The 16,501-nt window shown below is 53.4% G+C and carries 12 protein-coding genes, 2 other RNA genes and 1 pseudogene; 4 read left to right on the top strand and 11 right to left on the bottom strand.

Annotated elements, in window-relative coordinates:
* Positions 1 to 79: 79 nt before the first annotated feature.
* The 5 genes and pseudogenes from ssrA (PSTEL_RS26615) to PSTEL_RS01290 all read right to left on the bottom strand — a co-directional run bounded on the left by ssrA (PSTEL_RS26615) (position 80) and on the right by PSTEL_RS01290 (position 3,687).
* Positions 80 to 366, bottom strand: a transfer-messenger RNA (tmRNA) gene (gene ssrA / locus PSTEL_RS26615).
* A gap of 12 nt (positions 367 to 378) precedes the next feature.
* Positions 379 to 1,179 (bottom strand): annotated as a pseudogene (locus PSTEL_RS01300) (restriction endonuclease); the annotation flags it as partial.
* Between the two features lie 108 nt (positions 1,180 to 1,287).
* A complete protein-coding gene (locus PSTEL_RS01295) occupies positions 1,288 to 1,884 on the bottom strand; it encodes a hypothetical protein (RefSeq protein WP_169744519.1) in 597 nt (198 codons plus the stop codon).
* Between the two features lie 232 nt (positions 1,885 to 2,116).
* Positions 2,117 to 2,480, bottom strand: a transfer-messenger RNA (tmRNA) gene (ssrA, locus tag PSTEL_RS26610).
* Between the two features lie 352 nt (positions 2,481 to 2,832).
* Positions 2,833 to 3,687 carry a MurR/RpiR family transcriptional regulator gene (locus PSTEL_RS01290; protein ID WP_038693010.1) on the bottom strand — a complete coding sequence of 285 codons (855 nt, stop codon included), beginning with the start codon at positions 3,685 to 3,687 and terminating at the stop codon, positions 2,833 to 2,835.
* Positions 3,688 to 3,895: 208 nt separating this feature from the next.
* On the opposite strand from PSTEL_RS01290, the gene PSTEL_RS01285 reads away from it, so the two are divergent.
* The 4 genes from PSTEL_RS01285 to PSTEL_RS01270 are packed head-to-tail and all read left to right on the top strand — an operon-like array spanning position 3,896 to position 8,482.
* Positions 3,896 to 4,783 carry a DUF8171 family membrane protein gene (locus tag PSTEL_RS01285; RefSeq protein ID WP_038693009.1) on the top strand — a complete coding sequence of 296 codons (888 nt, stop codon included), beginning with the start codon at positions 3,896 to 3,898 and terminating at the stop codon, positions 4,781 to 4,783.
* A complete protein-coding gene (locus tag PSTEL_RS01280; protein ID WP_052098104.1) occupies positions 4,776 to 6,827 on the top strand; it encodes an ABC transporter ATP-binding protein in 2,052 nt (683 codons plus the stop codon). Before PSTEL_RS01285 ends, PSTEL_RS01280 begins: the two co-directional genes overlap by 8 nt.
* Complete coding sequence (locus tag PSTEL_RS01275) at positions 6,802 to 7,611, top strand: energy-coupling factor transporter transmembrane component T family protein (protein WP_038693008.1); 810 nt, start codon at positions 6,802 to 6,804, stop codon at positions 7,609 to 7,611. The genes PSTEL_RS01280 and PSTEL_RS01275 overlap by 26 nt, the downstream gene beginning before the upstream one ends.
* Positions 7,612 to 7,666: 55 nt before the next feature.
* Complete coding sequence (locus PSTEL_RS01270; protein ID WP_038693007.1) at positions 7,667 to 8,482, top strand: PHP-associated domain-containing protein; 816 nt, start codon at positions 7,667 to 7,669, stop codon at positions 8,480 to 8,482.
* 158 nt (positions 8,483 to 8,640) lie between these two features.
* On the opposite strand, the gene smpB is transcribed toward PSTEL_RS01270, so the two are convergent.
* The 6 genes from smpB to tpiA form a co-directional block, all read right to left on the bottom strand.
* Entirely contained in the window at positions 8,641 to 9,120 is a 480-nt protein-coding gene (gene smpB, locus PSTEL_RS01265; RefSeq protein WP_038693006.1) for an SsrA-binding protein SmpB, read from the bottom strand.
* A 275-nt stretch (positions 9,121 to 9,395) separates the two neighbouring features.
* On the bottom strand, positions 9,396 to 12,122 hold the full coding sequence (gene rnr / locus PSTEL_RS01260) for a ribonuclease R (protein ID WP_038693005.1): 2,727 nt from the start codon (positions 12,120 to 12,122) through the stop codon (positions 9,396 to 9,398).
* A 221-nt stretch (positions 12,123 to 12,343) separates the two neighbouring features.
* Positions 12,344 to 12,577 (bottom strand): preprotein translocase subunit SecG, encoded by a 234-nt coding sequence (secG, locus tag PSTEL_RS01255; RefSeq protein WP_038693004.1) that lies wholly within the window; start codon positions 12,575 to 12,577, stop codon positions 12,344 to 12,346.
* Positions 12,578 to 12,777: 200 nt separating this feature from the next.
* Positions 12,778 to 14,064: a phosphopyruvate hydratase gene (gene eno, locus PSTEL_RS01250; RefSeq protein WP_038693003.1), complete on the bottom strand. Its 1,287-nt coding sequence runs from the start codon at positions 14,062 to 14,064 to the stop codon at positions 12,778 to 12,780.
* A gap of 56 nt (positions 14,065 to 14,120) precedes the next feature.
* Positions 14,121 to 15,665: a 2,3-bisphosphoglycerate-independent phosphoglycerate mutase gene (gpmI, locus tag PSTEL_RS01245; protein WP_038693002.1), complete on the bottom strand. Its 1,545-nt coding sequence runs from the start codon at positions 15,663 to 15,665 to the stop codon at positions 14,121 to 14,123.
* Entirely contained in the window at positions 15,665 to 16,420 is a 756-nt protein-coding gene (gene tpiA / locus PSTEL_RS01240; RefSeq protein ID WP_038693001.1) for a triose-phosphate isomerase, read from the bottom strand. Before tpiA ends, gpmI begins: the two co-directional genes overlap by 1 nt.
* Between the last annotated feature and the right edge of the window lie 81 nt (positions 16,421 to 16,501).

Here is a 16,501-nt window from a genome sequence, read left to right as displayed (position 1 = left end):
TTATATCATTGTAATAGGCGTGTGGAACCCTTTCCCAAAAGGGGCTTAATGCCTTACTGGGAAAGGGATTCTGGAAACTGAGGGGAGTCGAACCCCTGTCCGAAGATAACGGCACATAAGTTTCTACGAGTGTAGTCATGGATTTGATGTCACCCGAGAGACGCCCTGGAACCGGCTTCTCGTTGGGTCAGCCTGATTGTTTTCTTCCGAATGACCCCAGGCGGAGACCATTCGGCGTATCCCACTAAAGTTGAGCCCCTATCCTGCCACATGGGCGATGCAGGGTAGAAGCACGCACTATTCCTCCAAAAAGAAGTCAGAATCTATTCTCTTCTCTTCATAAATAGCTACCGTTGTCACTCCAAGATTAAAGTCAATCATAAAACTAGCAACTTGTTCACCATCAAGCAAAACTACTTTGTTATCTATATGAGTTACATATTCTCTAGCTTCTTTTGTAAAGTCGGATGTTGTAATAAAAACACCTTTTCTAGCGCGGTTACCTTGTAATGCTCCAACAAATTTTTGGATTTCAGGACGTCCAACAACTCCGTCCCATCGCTTTGCTTGTATGTAAATAACGTCAAGACCTAATCGATCCTCTTTAATAATTCCATCAATTCCACCGTCACCACTTCGTCCAATAGCTTTTCCTGCATCAACAATTGACCCTCCATAACCCATTTTTACAAGTAATTCCACGACTACTTTCTCAAAGAAGCCTGGTGTTCCTATTTTCAGCCTTAAAAGTAATTCTTGAATTAACTCTTCACGAAGTTTTAAATAGCTATACTCTAAGTTTTCTTCAGGAGTACGTTGCTCAGACTCATTTTTACCCTCTAAGTTTTGACCCTCATTTAACTTATTACTATGAAAAGCAACAAACCCGGAAAATCTTTTTAAATACCCTATGTTAATGAAATCTGGACTTTCCCGAAGAACTTCTAGACCTATATCTGTAATTTTGCAGTAACCACGCCGAGTGTATTCGATTAAACCCGCCTTCATCAAATAAGTGCGTGTCCATCCTACACGGTTTGTAAATATGGCTTGGCGACCACTTGGTAATAATTCTCTCAGTTCATTCGCATTTAATTGAAAATGCTCGCCTAAGTTTTGTATTGTATCGCTATGTTTATACTCACGTTTGTCACCAACACTTTTAAGAAACGGTAACATAATACTCTGAAAATCAGGGATTGTCATTTTACACATCCTTTCATCGCGTAGAATCTTTATATGTCAACCCTTCGCTATTCCTTGCAGATTTCCTATCATTAATGACTTTTACTTAAACGTCTCTAGAAACCATTTAGCTGTCTTTGATCTTGATTCCGTATTTAGTACTTCTCTTATTTGTTTATCTTGTCTCTCTGTAAATCTAACAGAATACATATTATTAACAAGCTTGTTCGTCTCTCTGTTATAGATATTAATACCGACTGTATTATTTAAATAATTACTGATGTTAAGACGTACATTACTAAGATCCATTTCTTCGTTCATTATTTCAACCTTATAATCCCCACTTTTAATATCACTCCCTTCAGGTATTATTGAAAAAGCAAGAATCAGACCTTCATTCTCCTTCATTACATCCTCTGTATCAATAAAAAATTTAACATTTTCTACCGAATCGATTCCATAAATAGTGATTATTGTTCTAACAATAATGTTTTGTAATCTTTCTTCTGTTACTATATAAGTCATATAACTATTTGTGATATAACTGTACATAGCTAAGTTTATGAAAGCACTGATTATAACCCCCCATAAAATTCTATTCCAGATGAATCCAAATATTAATTTCATTAAAAATTCACGTTTGCTCTTTTTGTGCGTTTGCTTCCTTGAAACAATAATTCCACCCATCATCCACCTCATTCAAAATAATTCAAATAAGAAATGGTGTTTCACTTTACCTTGATTTCTGAGAACAAAGGACTTTTCGTTAAAATTTTCTAATATATGGAATATAACAAACTAATACTCTCACAGCAAAAACTCACTGTCAAAACATTTTCTGTCAATCACATCATACCTTCAACCAAGAATACTAATCCTCCAGCAATAAAACGAAAAAAGACACCATTCAAGGTGTCTTCACTGATACTCCATATGGAGCCGAGGGGAGTCGAACCCCTGTCCGAAGATAACGGCACATAAGCTTCTACGAGTGTAGTTACAGTTTTGATGTCACCCGAGTATCGCCCCGTAACCGGCTATACGTTGGGTCAGCCTGATTATCTTCTTCTGCTGACCCCAGGCGGAGACCAGACAGCGTATCCCACTAAAGTTGAGCCCCTATCCTGCCACATGGGCGATGGAAGGTAGGAGCTAGCTCACAGGTTATTAAGCTGCGAAAGCTAAGTTGTTGTTTTGTTTGCCGTTTAATTGGCTTTAGCGTTGATGAAGCGGACGCGTCCCCACTACTCGCTACTCATGCTCGAACTACCCCCGTCGAATCCAAAAACGGCCCCTCATTAAAAGGGCTTCTTCGGATCAGCGCAAGCCGCCGGCAAGAGCGGTGCTATCCAAGTCCCGCCGCCTCATAGGCGATGTCGGGAAACTGAAGCGTGATGTCTTACATGAAAGAGTATATCACATTTTACAGACAATTTATATAGATCTTGCAGGAAACGAAGCCGGAGTTTGCCACTAGCACCATAAAATCAGGAAACGGGCATCGACACAGTGAATCGGCGCGTATCAGACATGTATTGTATCAACTACGACCGCCAAAAGCAAGAACACCGCAACCCTGTTGTATGTTCGAGCTCGAACTCAAACTTGTCCCCGGCAGGGCTAGTGCCCTTGCCTTCCCCTCTCCACTCAAGCCTTCCCGCGCGGCAGCTTATCGGCATATTTTGCCCGCAGTTCCCCCAGGTATTCGAGCTTGGAGAGCACTTTTTCCTTATTTAAAAGGCCAATGCTCAAAATAATCTGCTCAACCAGCAGCAGCGGCGTCACCATCGAATGAAATTCCCCCATTTCGCCCCGCCTAACGTAAAAAGAAGCCTGTACCGGCGCCCCATACCGGAAATCCTCACGGTCCGTAATCATCACGGCCGAACAGCCCACCTGCTTCACGCAATCGAGAATCACTTCAGTTTCGGGAAGCAGCCGGGTGAAGTTGAATAGCAGCACGACATCCTCGGACTGCATATGCGCCAGCGATTCCAGCAGCTCATGCCCGCTCGCCGCCATCATCCGCACCGACATGCCGAAGCGTGACAGACGGTAACACAGCAGCTCCCCGATCGCTACGGCCGGTCCCGGTGCGTAAACGTAAATCCGTCTGGCCCGGTCCATCAGCGAAGCGGCCAGCTTCAGCTCCTCCGGCTCCGTCTGCTCTGCCGTCTCCCGCAGGTGCACAATTGACTGCTCCAGCATTTTGAGCGGCAGACTGAAAGGGTCCATTTGCGAAATAGTCGTATGAAGCTTCAACGCAGGAGTCGTATCGGAGGCCAAGCGAAGCTTCTGCCTGAAGTCCTTGCCGTTCTCATATCCCGCCGCGCGCCAAAACCGCGATACCGTGGCGATGCTCGTGCCGATCCGGTCGGCGATCTCCTGCTCCGTCATAAACAGCACCTCATCCGGATGTCGCTCGATAAAATCGGCGATCTTCATTTGACCCGGCGAGAATCCGGTTTTATCGGCGAACACTTCATTTTGTCCTATTGGCATGAACGTCCCTCTCTTTGCTCTCTTTTTGCCATTCTGACCCCATCTTAGCTGATGATTATTATGTAAATTTTATTACATCATTTTCACCGTGTAAAAAATATTACAATCCGTTGACATACTGTTCCGTCCCTCTTAATACTCCAACCCTACACTAAACTTGCAACCGGATAAAAAAATCCCCCATAACTATTCAAGGAGGCCAATCTTCATGAAGAGCAAGACCTTCTACACCCTTACATCCTCGCAAAAAATGATGATCTTTGTGCTGTCCATGTCGCTGTACGGTCTGTCCAACATGTTCACCGAGCTCATCCCCGCACTGCGGCTAGGGCCGATCGAGCTGTCCATCGAGTATTTCGCCTTTATCCCGCTTACCCTGTGCATGCTGTTTCACCCATTCTATGCCGCCGTCGGCGCAGCGCTTGGCGAAATTATCTTCGGCGAGCTGATGCTCGGGCAGTTTGGCGGAATCGGGGAACTGGAGAAGTTCCTGACCTTCTCGTTCGCCATGTACGTCGCCGGCCGGATGGTCCGCAACCCGCAGAACCGTATGCAAGTCGGTACCGCCGCCATCACAGGCGTTATCATTCACCAGCTGTGCAGCAGCCTCGTCGATATCGGCAAAGTCTGGATCGGTGTTGAGGAATTTGAAGCCGTGCCCGGTCTCGCGCAAAGTGTCGTGATCGTCGAAGGCGTGAGCTTCCTGAATGACGTGTTGTTCTCCGGCATCCTGTTTGCACTGCTGCCAACGCTCTACCTGGTTCCTAGACTCTATGGAAAAATAGAACCGCTGCTCGGCATCAAACCGCGCGAAAAAAGCACCAAATACGAAGCAGCCGGCGTCATTTCGCCCAAAGTGGTCGTAACCGGACTTGTTCTGGCGCTCACCGCTTTCGGAGCCGAAGCCCTGTCCGAGACGGACTGGAACTTCGGGGAATGGGAGAGCGGTTTTGCAGAACAATGGGGAACCGGCGCCATTTGGCTCAGCATCGCGGCAGCGGCAGCCGTCGCTATCGCTGTCTTGCTCGTCATGCGGGCAAAGAGAACACGCGGCGTCCAAGCAGGGAATGATCCAGAGAACTTGCCTTATGCATAACCCTACACCACTGCAGCCCGCCGTCCCAGCCTTAGCCATCGAAATCAGCGAAGTCTCCTTTACATATCCGGGCTCGGAGCAGCCGGTACTGAGCCAGGCTGCGCTGACGATTGAGCAAGGAGAATTCACCGCGGTCATTGGCGGCAACGGCAGCGGCAAATCGACGCTGTGCAAATTGTTCAATGGCCTTATTCCATACTATTATTCGGGTGATTTTGAAGGTGAAGTGAAGATAAACGGTCAGTCCACTGCGGGCAAAAGCGTCGCCGAACTGTCCAGAATGGTCGGCTATGTCTACCAGGACTTCGACAACCAGCTCGTTAGGCCGACCGTGCTGGACGAGGCCTGCTTCGCCCCGCTGAATTACGGGCTCGCCGATTACAGGGAGCGCGCCTTTCGCGCGTTGGACATGTGCGGCCTTACCCACCTTCAGGACCGCTACATCTGGGAGCTCAGCGGCGGGCAGAAGCATCTGCTCGCGCTGGCCGGTGCTCTGTCCCTGGAACCGGACATCCTGATCGTGGACGAGCCGGTCTCCCAGCTCGATCCCCGGCACGCACGCCAAGTCTACGAAGTCCTGCGCCAGATCAATCAATCTCACGGCAAAACGGTCATCGTGATCGAGCATCATACCGAGTTCATCGCCGATTACTGCCGTGATGTGTGCCTGATGGAACAGGGCCGGGTACGGTGGAAACGGCCGGTGACAGAAGCGTTGAACAGCCTCGAGGATTTGCAGCGGCTCGGCATTCAACCGCCGGAGGTAACCCAAACGGCAGTAAGCCTGCGGGCTGCGCTGGAGGCGAGGCCTATGCCGGAGGTGCGGCTTTCGCTGAAGGAGTGGCCTGTGCCGGAGGAGCAGCCTTCGCTGGAGGAGCGGGCTGTGCCAGAGGAGCAGGCTATGCCGGAGGTGCGGCCTTCACTGAAGGAGCGGACTGTGCTGGAGGCGCGGCCTGCGGCCGCTTTATCGGAGCCGTCGCCCGGCAACACGCATCCGCTTCCGTACCGTGCATCCGAAGCACCCGATTTGCAGCAGCCTCTATATCCAATAACGACCGAAGAAGCGACCCAATATTTCGGCACTCTGCTTCCTGATGGAGGCGTTAGCTCCAGGTCTTCATGGAATTCCGGCTATAGACGGACCGAGGCTGAAACCGCCGCCTTGAACAACAAGACGCAAGATCAAAATGCCGTCATCCGGTTTCATAACACATCGCTCAACTACCGCACCATCCGTAAGAAGGAACAATCCGTGCTGCACGGAATCGGGCTAACCATCTACGAAGGTGAGCGCATAGCGCTGGTGGGCAACAATGGTGCGGGCAAATCCTCCTTGATGAAGCTGATCGCCGGTATCGCCAAACCGTCGGCGGGCTCCGTTGCCGTGCTCGGGCAGGACACGAACACTGTCTCCATTGAGCGGCTGTCACGGCATGTGGCCTATGTCTTTCAAAATCCGGAGGACATGTTCATTGAAGACAGCATACGGAAAGAAATCGCTTATTGCCTGAAAAGGCGCGGCTATCCCGATGCGGATCAGACCGTCGCCCGCATGCTCCACAGCTTCCGCCTTGAGGAACTCCAGGAGCGGGATGCCCGCCTTCTGAGCGGCGGCCAGCAGCGCCGCGTATCGCTGGCGATCGGCGCGGCGGTTCAGCCCGCAATTATGCTGCTCGATGAGCCAACGGCCAATCTTGATATGGCCACCCGGGAGGAACTGCTCAGCACGCTTAAGGAGCTCGACCGGCATGTCCGTACGGTCATTATCGCCACGCATGATATGCAGCTGGTTAACCAGTGGGCCACGCGCGTCATCGTCATGAATCAGGGCGCCGTCTGGGCCGACGATACAGCGGCGCGGGTCTTTGCCGATCCGGATCTGATCGGCCGGGCCGGGCTTGCTCTTACACAGAGCATGGAGCTGTCTAACGCTCTCGGGCTCCAGCCGGCCAGCAGCTCACCGGCCGAGCTGGCTGCACGCCTGCATTACGTCATCACAGGAAAGGAGAACATCCCGAATGGAGCTTGTTCGCAATTGGTTTAATAAAATCTCGCTTGACCGGATTCAGCTCGAGTTGATGAACACGGCTTACGGCAGTGGCCACGCCTCCCTGTCCCGGCTCGACCCGCGCGGCCTGCTCATCTGGTACCTCTTTTTCGCCGTCGTTCCCTGGTTTGTCAGCAGCTATGCCGTTCTAGCCGGGATGTGCCTGTTCATGATTGTTACTACCGTGCTGTCCCGCGTCTCGCCGTTTATCATTTTTGTGCTCTGTCTCGGCTTGATCGGCCAGGTCGGCTGGCTGTTCATCATCTCGCTGTTTTTTGGCGGTGACATTTCCTCCGCACTGCCGCTGCTTAAGCTGACGATGAAGCTTTCGATCGTCTCCTTGGCCAGCATCACCGTATTCTCCGGCATGGACCCGGAAAAAATCAGCGACGGGCTTCTGGCGTTCGGCGTTCCCGCCGCGTTCTCGTTCAGCTTGTCCTACGGTTATCGCATTCTGCCTGTGCTGTTCGAGGAATTCCGCAATGTGCTGCTCTCCTACCGGCTGCGCGGCAAGGGACCGGAGCGGAACGGATTTTTATATTGGCGGCTTGGCGTGTATTATTTAAAGCTGCTGGTGTACGCTTTTTTCCCTCTGATGCTGGCCACGGCAAAACGTTCTCGCACCACGGTAGAAGCACTCGAAACACGCGGTTTCTCCTACGGCATGAAAAATCCGGTTTCCAAAAAGCTGAAGCTGGCCCATCTCAAGCTGCAAAGGCGAGACATCCTGTTCCTAAGCGGATCGGCAGTTTACGTCGCAGCATTGTTCTGGCTTAGCTAAGCCGTTGTGTACCCGAATATAAGCTCACCATAACGCGCACGAAGGAGTGTTCTGCATGCGGATCGACCTGCACACCCACGCCAAATTATCCAAAGCCAGCGACTTTTCGCCGGTCTACTATGAAGAAATGATCGCAGAAGCAGTGGGGAGCGGGCTCAATGCCCTGGCCTTGACCGAGCATTTCAACACGCGCAATTTCTTTGAGGTTTATGAGCGCCTGGACCGGATGTATCCCTTTAACGGGGAGTACTATGAAGCCGGCCGGCTCCACATTTTCCCGGGCATGGAGGTGGACATCCGCGAAACCGGCCACATCCTGCTGATTGGGCGCAAAGAGCATATTTTGGGTATCAGACGCCAGCTTAACGATTACACGGAGGAAGACAGCTTCATTCCCTTCGCCGAGCTGATGTCCATAGCCGATAACTATCCGCTGTTAAAAATCGGGGCGCATCCCTTCCGCGAATCCACTCCGCTTCACCATTTGGACCGGTCGCAGCTCAAGCGCCTCGACGCCTTTGATTTGAATGCCAAGGACATGTATGAATATGGCAGCAGCGTCAACCGCGATAAAGTTGAGCGTTTCGCGGACGAGCTCGGCAAGCCGGTGACCGCCGGAAGCGATACGCATCAATGCCTGCAATACGGCAGTCTGTACAACGAACTTCATGTCCCTTGCCATTCGGCAAGCGATGTGAAACAGGCGATCCTAAGCGGCGCCTACGAAGTCCATGTTGCCGACAGTCTGCAGCTCCAAGTAAAAGCCTCCATCATGCTCAAAGGTGTGCTGAAGCGCCTGGCTGAGCTGGAGGCACCTATTTCAGCTTCAGGGCAAGCCGTCATTGCCGCTCCCGGCGCTGTATCCCTCTAGCCCTCAACTCCGCAATCCGGCTACCGGGTCCGGCAGCCTTCCATTTCTGCGAAGAGGAACAATCGGCAGCTCAAAATAACAAAGGCAATCCCGGGTGCTTAGTACCATCACCAGGATTGCCTTTAATTTAGGGGTTGCTGTATGGATTGTGCTGCGCTTTATCTAGCGATCTTCTGCTTCTCCCGAAGCGCCCGCTGGATGTCGCGCTGTGCGTCGCGCTTGGCGGCGGAGTCGCGTTTGTCGTACTGCTTCTTGCCTCGGCCGATGCCTAGCAGCAGCTTCGCATAGCCGTTGCGTACATATACCTTGAGCGGCACGATCGTGTAGCCCTCCTGCTTGGAGTGACCGAGCAGCTTGCTGATCTGCTCCTTGTGCAGCAGCAGCTTCCGTGTGCGCGTGGGGTCGTCCGGATTGGACCGGTTGCCCTGCTCAAACGGACTGATGTGCATGTTATGCACGAAGATCTCGCCGCCGCGAATCGTGGCGAAAGCGTCCCCTATGTTCGCGCGTCCATTGCGCAGCGATTTGATTTCCGTTCCCGTGAGGACCATGCCCGCCTCGTAGGTATCCTCGATAAAATAATCATGGGAAGCCTTTTTGTTCTGGGCGAGCACTTTCCCGTCTGCTTTTTTACCCATGACAATCACTCCTAGAATCGGTTAATGCGGCGAAAAACATCCGATCTTTATTGTATCAAAACGCCTTGACTCCGCGCAAGCGGAGTTAAAGCGTTTCCGTTCATTCATGCAGAGCACATGGACAGAACGGTGAACATCCTTAGCGATAAGCCCACGGATCAGAACATCAATCCCTTGAAGACTGCTTCACTCCGATCCGTATCAAAAAAGCGTCAAACCCGCAACCGAGCTTGGCGCTTGATATCCTATGACAGATCAAAGGCTGTTAAGCCGCTTTATTTGTTCGCTTTCTCTTTCTTTTTCTTCTTGCGCTTCTTGCGCTCCCCGTTGCCATTGCCAGAGCCGGCCTCGATCGCGCCGCTGCCCGGCGTTACCGACTCGCCGATGAAGACGCCGCTCTGCGTCTTCTTCTTGCGGCGGCCTTTACCGCCGGACTTGCCGCCGTAGTCGCCCCCGAGATCCTCGCGGGTGCGGAACTTCGTGTCACCGCTGACACCGGTGTACACGTCCCCGCGCGCCCCGGGAGGCGCGCCATAACCGCCCTTGCCCGAGCCGAAGCCGAAGCTGATGCCGCGCGTTCCGCCCGCGGCGTCCCCGGCTTCGCCTCTCGGGCTGCGGGCGCCCGCGCCGCCGCTGCGCTCGGCGGCGCCTGCAGCCGGGCTGGCGGCGAGTACGCGCCCGCCGCGCCCGCGTTTGCCGCGGCTGCCACCCGCCGCGGCTCCGCCCTTACCGGCGGTGCGTCCCTTGCCGCCGCCGGGGCCGTGGGCGACCGCTGCGCCGTGGCCGCCTCTGCGATCGCGGCTGCCGTGGCCGCCGCGACCGCCTCCGCCAAAGCCCCCGCTGCGGTGCTCGCCTGCCGCGCGGGGCTTCATGTCGACCAGCTCGAAGTCGATCGTGTGGTCGTCCATGTTCACCTTGGCGACGCGAATCTTCACTTCGTCGCCGATGCGGAACACCTTCGAGGTGCGCTCACCGATCAGTGCCATATGGCCTTCGTCGAAGTGGTAATAATCGTCCGTCAGATGACTGAGACGAATCAGGCCTTCGACGGTATTTTCCAGCTCAACGAACATGCCGAAGCTCGTCACGCTGCTGATCATCGCGTCGAATTCCTCGCCCACCTTGTCCTGCATGTATTCCGCCTTCTTGAGCTGCTCCGTATCCCGTTCGGCTTCGACTGCAACCCGCTCGCGCTCGGAGGACTGCTGGGCGATGTCCGGCATCCGGCTCGCCAGGTACTCCTGGCGCTTCTCGGTAAGTGCTCCGCCGCCCTCCAGCACCTCGCGGATGACACGGTGAATAACAAGGTCCGGATACCGGCGGATTGGGGACGTGAAGTGGGAGTAATACTCGGCAGCAAGGCCAAAGTGGCCCGTGCTCTCTGCATCGTACTTCGCCTGCTTCATGGAGCGTAGCATCATTGTGCTGATAACCGTCTGCTCCTTCGTGCCCTGAATGTCCTCCAGCAGCTTCTGCAGCGCCCGAGGATGAACGGAGTTCCCGCGTCCCTTGACATGGTAGCCGAAATTGGCCGCGAACGCCATGAAGTTCTGCAGCTTCTCGGGGTCCGGATCTTCATGGATTCGATACAGGAACGGAACCTTCAGCCAGTGGAAATGCTCCGCCACCGTCTCATTGGCCGCCAGCATGAATTCCTCGATGATCTGCTCCGCGATCGAGCGCTCTCTTTTGACAATATCAACGGCTTTGCCGTTCTCGTCCACGATAATTTTGCTCTCCTGGAAGTCGAAATCCACCGCGCCCCGGCACATCCGGGCGTCCCGCAGCTTCATAGCCAGCTCGCGCATGAGCTTGAAGTCCTCGATCAGAGGCGCATAGCGCTCCAGCAGCTCGGAGTCCTCGTCCATCAGGATTTTACGCACATTGGTATACGTCATCCGCTCTTTTGTACGAATCACGCTTGTAAAAATATCATGCTTCACGACCTTCATATTCTCGTCGAATTCCATCGTACAGGACATCGTCAGCCGGTCCACCTGAGGATTGAGCGAACAGATGCCATTCGACAGCCGGTGCGGCAGCATCGGAATGACGCGGTCCACCAGATACACGCTGCAGCCCCGGTCGTACGCTTCCTTGTCGAGGGGGGCATTCTCCCGCACATAATAGCTGACGTCGGCAATATGCACGCCCAGCGTGTAATGCCCGTTCTCCAAACGTCCTACGTTGACGGCGTCGTCCAGGTCTTTGGCATCCTCGCCGTCGATCGTCACGATATTCAGTCCCCGCAGATCGCGGCGTCCCTGCTGCGCAATCTCTTCTTCCGTGATGGAATCCGGAGCAGCGTTCGCCTCGGCCATAACCTCTTCCGGAAAAGCCTCCGGCAGTTGATGCTTGCGGATAACGGATAAAATATCGACGCCCGGATCATCCTTATGCCCCAGTATTTCGATGATTTCCCCTTCAGCCGCCGCCCGGCCTTCCGGGTAGTTCACGATACGCACGACGACCTTCTCGCCGTCCACGGCTCCATTGAACGATTCCTTCGGGATGAAAATATCCCGGTTAATCCGCTTGTCATCCGGCAGCACGAATCCGTACGTCTCCAGGCTCTGGAATACGCCGACGGTCTGCAGCACGCCTCTGCGCACGATCCGCACAACCTCGCCTTCCATTCTGCCGCCGGAGTGGCTTCTGGAGGTAACGCGCACCAGCACGATATCGCCGTTCATAGCGCTCTTAATATCATTCGCATGGATATATACATCGGGATGATCCCGGTCGTCTGGAATGAGGAAGGCGAAGCCCTTCGCATGGGCCTGCAGGCGTCCGCGCAGAAGGTCCATCCGTTCCGGCACTCCATACCGCTTCGTGCGTGTCAGCACAATCCGTCCGTCCTGCTCCAGCTCGCCCAGCAGCAAATTAAAGGCCTTCAACGGCTCCTCGTCTGCAAATGCAAAATGGTCGATCAGCTCTTCATACGTCATCGGTTTATAAGCGGTTTCCCGCATGAAATCCAGCAGATTCTCTTGAGTAAGCATCTCTTCACCTCGGCTAAGCCGCGGCGAAAGAGGCCGCCGGCTTGTATGTATGATGGTTGTCCTATAATACTTCATACCCTAGTATACACAAAATCAATCCCGAGCATCCCTGCGGCGCCATCTCTCTTGCCTGTTACGCATAGGGTACATTTCCATTTCTCATCCGGTTACAAAAAAGCCTCCGCTCATCTCGAAGAGCGAAGGCTTCGTGTGTTCTATGATTAATCTAAAACAACCGCAACGATAATCGACATAATGAAGAATCCGGCTCCGAGTCCAACCGTAATCCGCTGAAGCACCAGATCCATGCCACGGGCTTTCGTCTTACCGAACAGATGCTCCGCACCGCCGGAGATGGCACCGGAAAGACCTGCGCTCTTGCCCTTTTGCAGCAGAACCACAGTAATCAGACCGATAGAAAAAATCAGAAGCAGCACCTTCAGAAAAATATCCATTCCTTCCACCTCCTACGCTACAGGTTACTATCTATGTAAAGTCAAATTATCGATCCATAAACAGCATTTTTATTGTATCACAGCATATCTTCGATTACAAGGAAACTTCCTTTTATGACCAAAGAGAATGCATCTATAAGAAAAAGGGCGCTCCTGCCCGAGTAGGCTTGGAGCACCCTTGTATGGTTCAGTGAACCTGATTATCTCTTCAGGTTGTAGAAGGATTTCAGACCGTTGTATTGAGCCAGTTCGCTCAGCTCGTCTTCGATGCGAAGCAGCTGGTTGTACTTAGCGATACGGTCTGTACGGGAAGGAGCACCTGTCTTGATCTGGCCGGCGTTGGTTGCAACGGCGATGTCAGCGATGGTGCTGTCTTCGGATTCACCGGAACGGTGGGATACAACAGCTGTGTAGCCTGCGCGCTTAGCCATTTCGATAGCGTCGAAGGTTTCAGTCAGGGTACCGATTTGGTTAACCTTGATCAGGATCGAGTTACCGATGCCTTCTTCGATACCTTTAGACAGACGCTCGGTGTTGGTTACGAACAGGTCGTCACCAACGAGTTGGATCTTGTTGCCCAGCTTCTCGGTAAGCAGCTTCCAGCCTTCCCAGTCGTCTTCGGAGCAGCCGTCTTCGATCGTGATGATCGGGTACTTGTCAACCCAGGAAGCCAGCAGGTCAACGAATTCAGCAGAAGTGAAGGATTTGCCTTCGCCTTCCAGATGGTATTTGCCATCTTTGTAGAACTCGGTGGAAGCTACGTCCATGCCCAGGAATACGTCAACGCCCGGTTTGTAGCCGGCTTTTTCGATAGCCTCGATGATGGAGGACAGTGCGTCTTCGTTGGAAGTGAAGTTAGGAGCGAAGCCGCCTTCGTCGCCAACAGCTGTGTTCAGGCCTTTGGCTTTCAGAACAGTCTTCAGGTTGTGGAAGATTTCAGCGCCGGTACGCAGCGCTTCTTTGAAGCTAGGAGCGCCAACAGGCAGGATCATGAATTCCTGTACGTCGACGTTGTTGTCGGCATGAGCGCCGCCGTTCACGATGTTCATCATCGGAACCGGAAGCTGCTTAGCGTTGAATCCGCCCAGGTAAGTGTACAGCGGCACATCCAGATCAACAGCGGCAGCGCGGGCTACAGCCATGGATACAGCCAGGATGGCGTTAGCGCCCAGCTTGCCTTTGTTAGGCGTTCCGTCCAAAGCGATCATAGCCTTGTCGATGCCCAATTGGTCAAGAGCGTCCATGCCGATTACTTCAGGAGCGATGATTTCGTTCACGTTCTTAACGGCAGTCAGTACGCCTTTGCCCAGGTAGCGGGATTTGTCGTCGTCGCGAAGCTCAACGGCTTCGTGAGCGCCTGTGGAAGCGCCGGAAGGAACGATGGCGCGGCCTTTAGCGCCGGATTCCAGGTATACGTCAACTTCTACAGTAGGGTTGCCGCGGGAGTCCAGTACCTCGCGAGCATATACATCAGAAATAATAGTCATTCGATTCATTCTCCTTTAATTTAAATATGGTTCAGGCTAGCCTGATGAAGCCAAAATTATTTGCGGCTTGCGATCATGGATTGGCCGGTCATTTCCACAGGCTGCGGAATTCCCATCAGATCCAGAATCGTAGGTGCTACGTCCGCCAGAATACCATGCTCGCGGAGCACAACGTTCTCGTCGGTTACGATGAACGGAACCGGGTTGGTCGTATGCGCCGTGAACGGACGGCCTTCTTCGTCGAATACCATATCAGCGTTGCCATGGTCGGCGATAATGATCGTTACGCCGCCTTTAGCCAGAACAGCGTCAACCACTTTGCCTACACATTCATCCGTTACTTCAACCGCCTTGATTGTCGGCTCCAGCATGCCGGAGTGTCCGACCATATCCGGATTGGCGAAGTTCAGGATGATAGCGTCGTGCTTGTCGGCTTCGATCTCGGCTACACAAGCAGCAGCGACTTCATACGCACTCATCTCTGGCTGCAGGTCATAAGTAGCGACCTTCGGCGAAGCGATGAGGACGCGGGTCTCTCCCACCAGTTCAACGTCACGGCCGCCGCTGAAGAAGAACGTTACGTGCGGATACTTCTCAGTCTCCGCGATGCGCAATTGCTTCTTCTGATGGTGAACCAGAACTTCACCGAGGGTGTTGTCCAGGTTCTTCGGCGGGAAGGCTACATAGCCGACAACCGTTTCGCTGTAAGTCGTCATGCAGACATAGTGCAGGCTCTGCGGGAATTCCGGTCCGCGGTCAAAGCCGGCAAAGTCAGGCATAGTGAACGCTTGGGACAGCTGAATCGCGCGGTCCGGACGGAAGTTGATGAAGACGATGGAATCGCCGCTTTCAACCTTGGCCGTCGGATTGCCGGCTGCATCCGTAATAACAGATGGTACGAGGAATTCGTCATAGACCGAGTTCTGATACGAAGCTGTTACCGCAGTCAGGCCGTCGGTGAAGGCTGGGCCTTCGCCGTATACGATTGCGCGGTAGGCTTTCTCCACGCGATCCCAGCGCTTGTCGCGGTCCATCGCGAAGTAGCGTCCCGAAACCGTTGCGATTTTGCCGACTCCGATTTCTTCGATCTTCTGAATCAGATCCTGCATAAACTTCTGTCCGCTGTCCGGAGGAACGTCACGGCCGTCCATGAAGGCATGGATATACACATCTTCCAAGCCTTCCTTCTTGGCCAGCTCCAGCATGGCGAACAAATGGTTGATGTGGCTGTGTACGCCGCCGTTCGACAGCAGGCCGAACAGATGCAGCTTCTTGCCGGTCGACTTGGCGCTGCGTACAGCGGAGACCAGCGTCTGGTTCTCGAAGAACTCGCCTTCGCGGATGGACTTGTCGATCATGGTCAAATCCTGGTACACGATCCGGCCTGCGCCGATGTTCAGGTGTCCTACTTCGGAGTTGCCCATTTGTCCTTCCGGAAGTCCGACAGCCTCACCGCATGCGGTAAGCGTCGTGTTCGGATACTGCTTCAGGTAACGGTCGTAATTCGGCTTGTTGGCTTGGGCAACGGCGTTGCCTTCCACTGTGTTCCGAAGACCGAAACCGTCCATGATGATCAGTGCTACCGGTTTTGGTGCAGACATTACTTCGCCCCCTCAACCAGTGCGATGAAGGAAGCTGGCTGCAGGCTTGCACCGCCGACGAGCGCGCCGTCGATGTCGCTTTGGCCCATATACTCTGTGACATTCTCCGGCTTCACGCTGCCGCCGTATTGGATACGAATGACTTCAGCCGTAGCTTCGTCATACAGATCCTTGATCAGGCTGCGGATATAGGAGATGACTTCGTTCGCGTCAGCCGAAGTGGACGATTTGCCGGTACCGATAGCCCAGATTGGCTCGTATGCGATTACCGTCTGAGCCGCCTGTTCGGCAGTCAGTCCCTGGAACGCGCCTTCAGTCTGCACTTTGCATACTTCCTTCGTCTGGTCGGCTTCGCGCTCTTCGAGCTTCTCGCCTACGCACACGATTGGAGTGATGCCGTGGCGGAACGCCGCGTGCATCTTCTTGTTCACGATTTCGTCCGTTTCGCCGAAATAAGCGCGGCGCTCGGAGTGGCCGAGAATGACATAATCCACGCCCAGATCCTTCAGCATCACGCCGCTGATTTCACCGGTGAACGCGCCGCTGTCCTCGAAATGCAGGTTTTGAGCGCCGATCTTGATGGATGTGCCTTCAGCCAGTTTGGTCAGAACCGGCAGATTGGTGAACGGCGCGCAAATTACGGTCTCCACGCCTGCCACTTCAGCCTTGCCCTTAACCTCGGCAAAGAAGCTTTCGGCTTCCGGAACAGTCTTGAACATTTTCCAGTTGCCAGCGATGATTGGTGTTCTACTCATAGCAAAGCTTGCCTCCCTCTATCCTGAAATAACCTAGTGTCCGACTAAATGGCAACAGGTTATAGAGCCTCGAGTTTGGCG

The organism is Paenibacillus stellifer (genome assembly GCF_000758685.1).
In the GTDB taxonomy this organism is placed as follows: Bacteria; Bacillota; Bacilli; order Paenibacillales; family Paenibacillaceae; genus Paenibacillus_AQ; species Paenibacillus_AQ stellifer.
This window is presented reverse-complemented; position numbering and strand designations above follow the sequence as displayed.

Excerpts from the sequence above, each read along its gene's own strand:
- PSTEL_RS01295 (WP_169744519.1), bottom strand. The coding sequence starts at position 1,884 with ATGAGGTGGATGATGGGTGGAATTATTGTTTCAAGGAAGCAAACGCAC.
- PSTEL_RS01290 (WP_038693010.1), bottom strand. The coding sequence starts at position 3,687 with ATGCCAATAGGACAAAATGAAGTGTTCGCCGATAAAACCGGATTCTCG.
- PSTEL_RS01285 (WP_038693009.1), top strand. The coding sequence starts at position 3,896 with ATGAAGAGCAAGACCTTCTACACCCTTACATCCTCGCAAAAAATGATG.
- PSTEL_RS01280 (WP_052098104.1), top strand. The coding sequence starts at position 4,776 with ATGCATAACCCTACACCACTGCAGCCCGCCGTCCCAGCCTTAGCCATC.
- PSTEL_RS01275 (WP_038693008.1), top strand. The coding sequence starts at position 6,802 with ATGGAGCTTGTTCGCAATTGGTTTAATAAAATCTCGCTTGACCGGATT.
- PSTEL_RS01270 (WP_038693007.1), top strand. The coding sequence starts at position 7,667 with ATGCGGATCGACCTGCACACCCACGCCAAATTATCCAAAGCCAGCGAC.
- smpB (WP_038693006.1), bottom strand. The coding sequence starts at position 9,120 with ATGGGTAAAAAAGCAGACGGGAAAGTGCTCGCCCAGAACAAAAAGGCT.
- rnr (WP_038693005.1), bottom strand. The coding sequence starts at position 12,122 with ATGCTTACTCAAGAGAATCTGCTGGATTTCATGCGGGAAACCGCTTAT.
- secG (WP_038693004.1), bottom strand. The coding sequence starts at position 12,577 with ATGGATATTTTTCTGAAGGTGCTGCTTCTGATTTTTTCTATCGGTCTG.
- eno (WP_038693003.1), bottom strand. The coding sequence starts at position 14,064 with ATGACTATTATTTCTGATGTATATGCTCGCGAGGTACTGGACTCCCGC.
- gpmI (WP_038693002.1), bottom strand. The coding sequence starts at position 15,665 with ATGTCTGCACCAAAACCGGTAGCACTGATCATCATGGACGGTTTCGGT.
- tpiA (WP_038693001.1), bottom strand. The coding sequence starts at position 16,420 with ATGAGTAGAACACCAATCATCGCTGGCAACTGGAAAATGTTCAAGACT.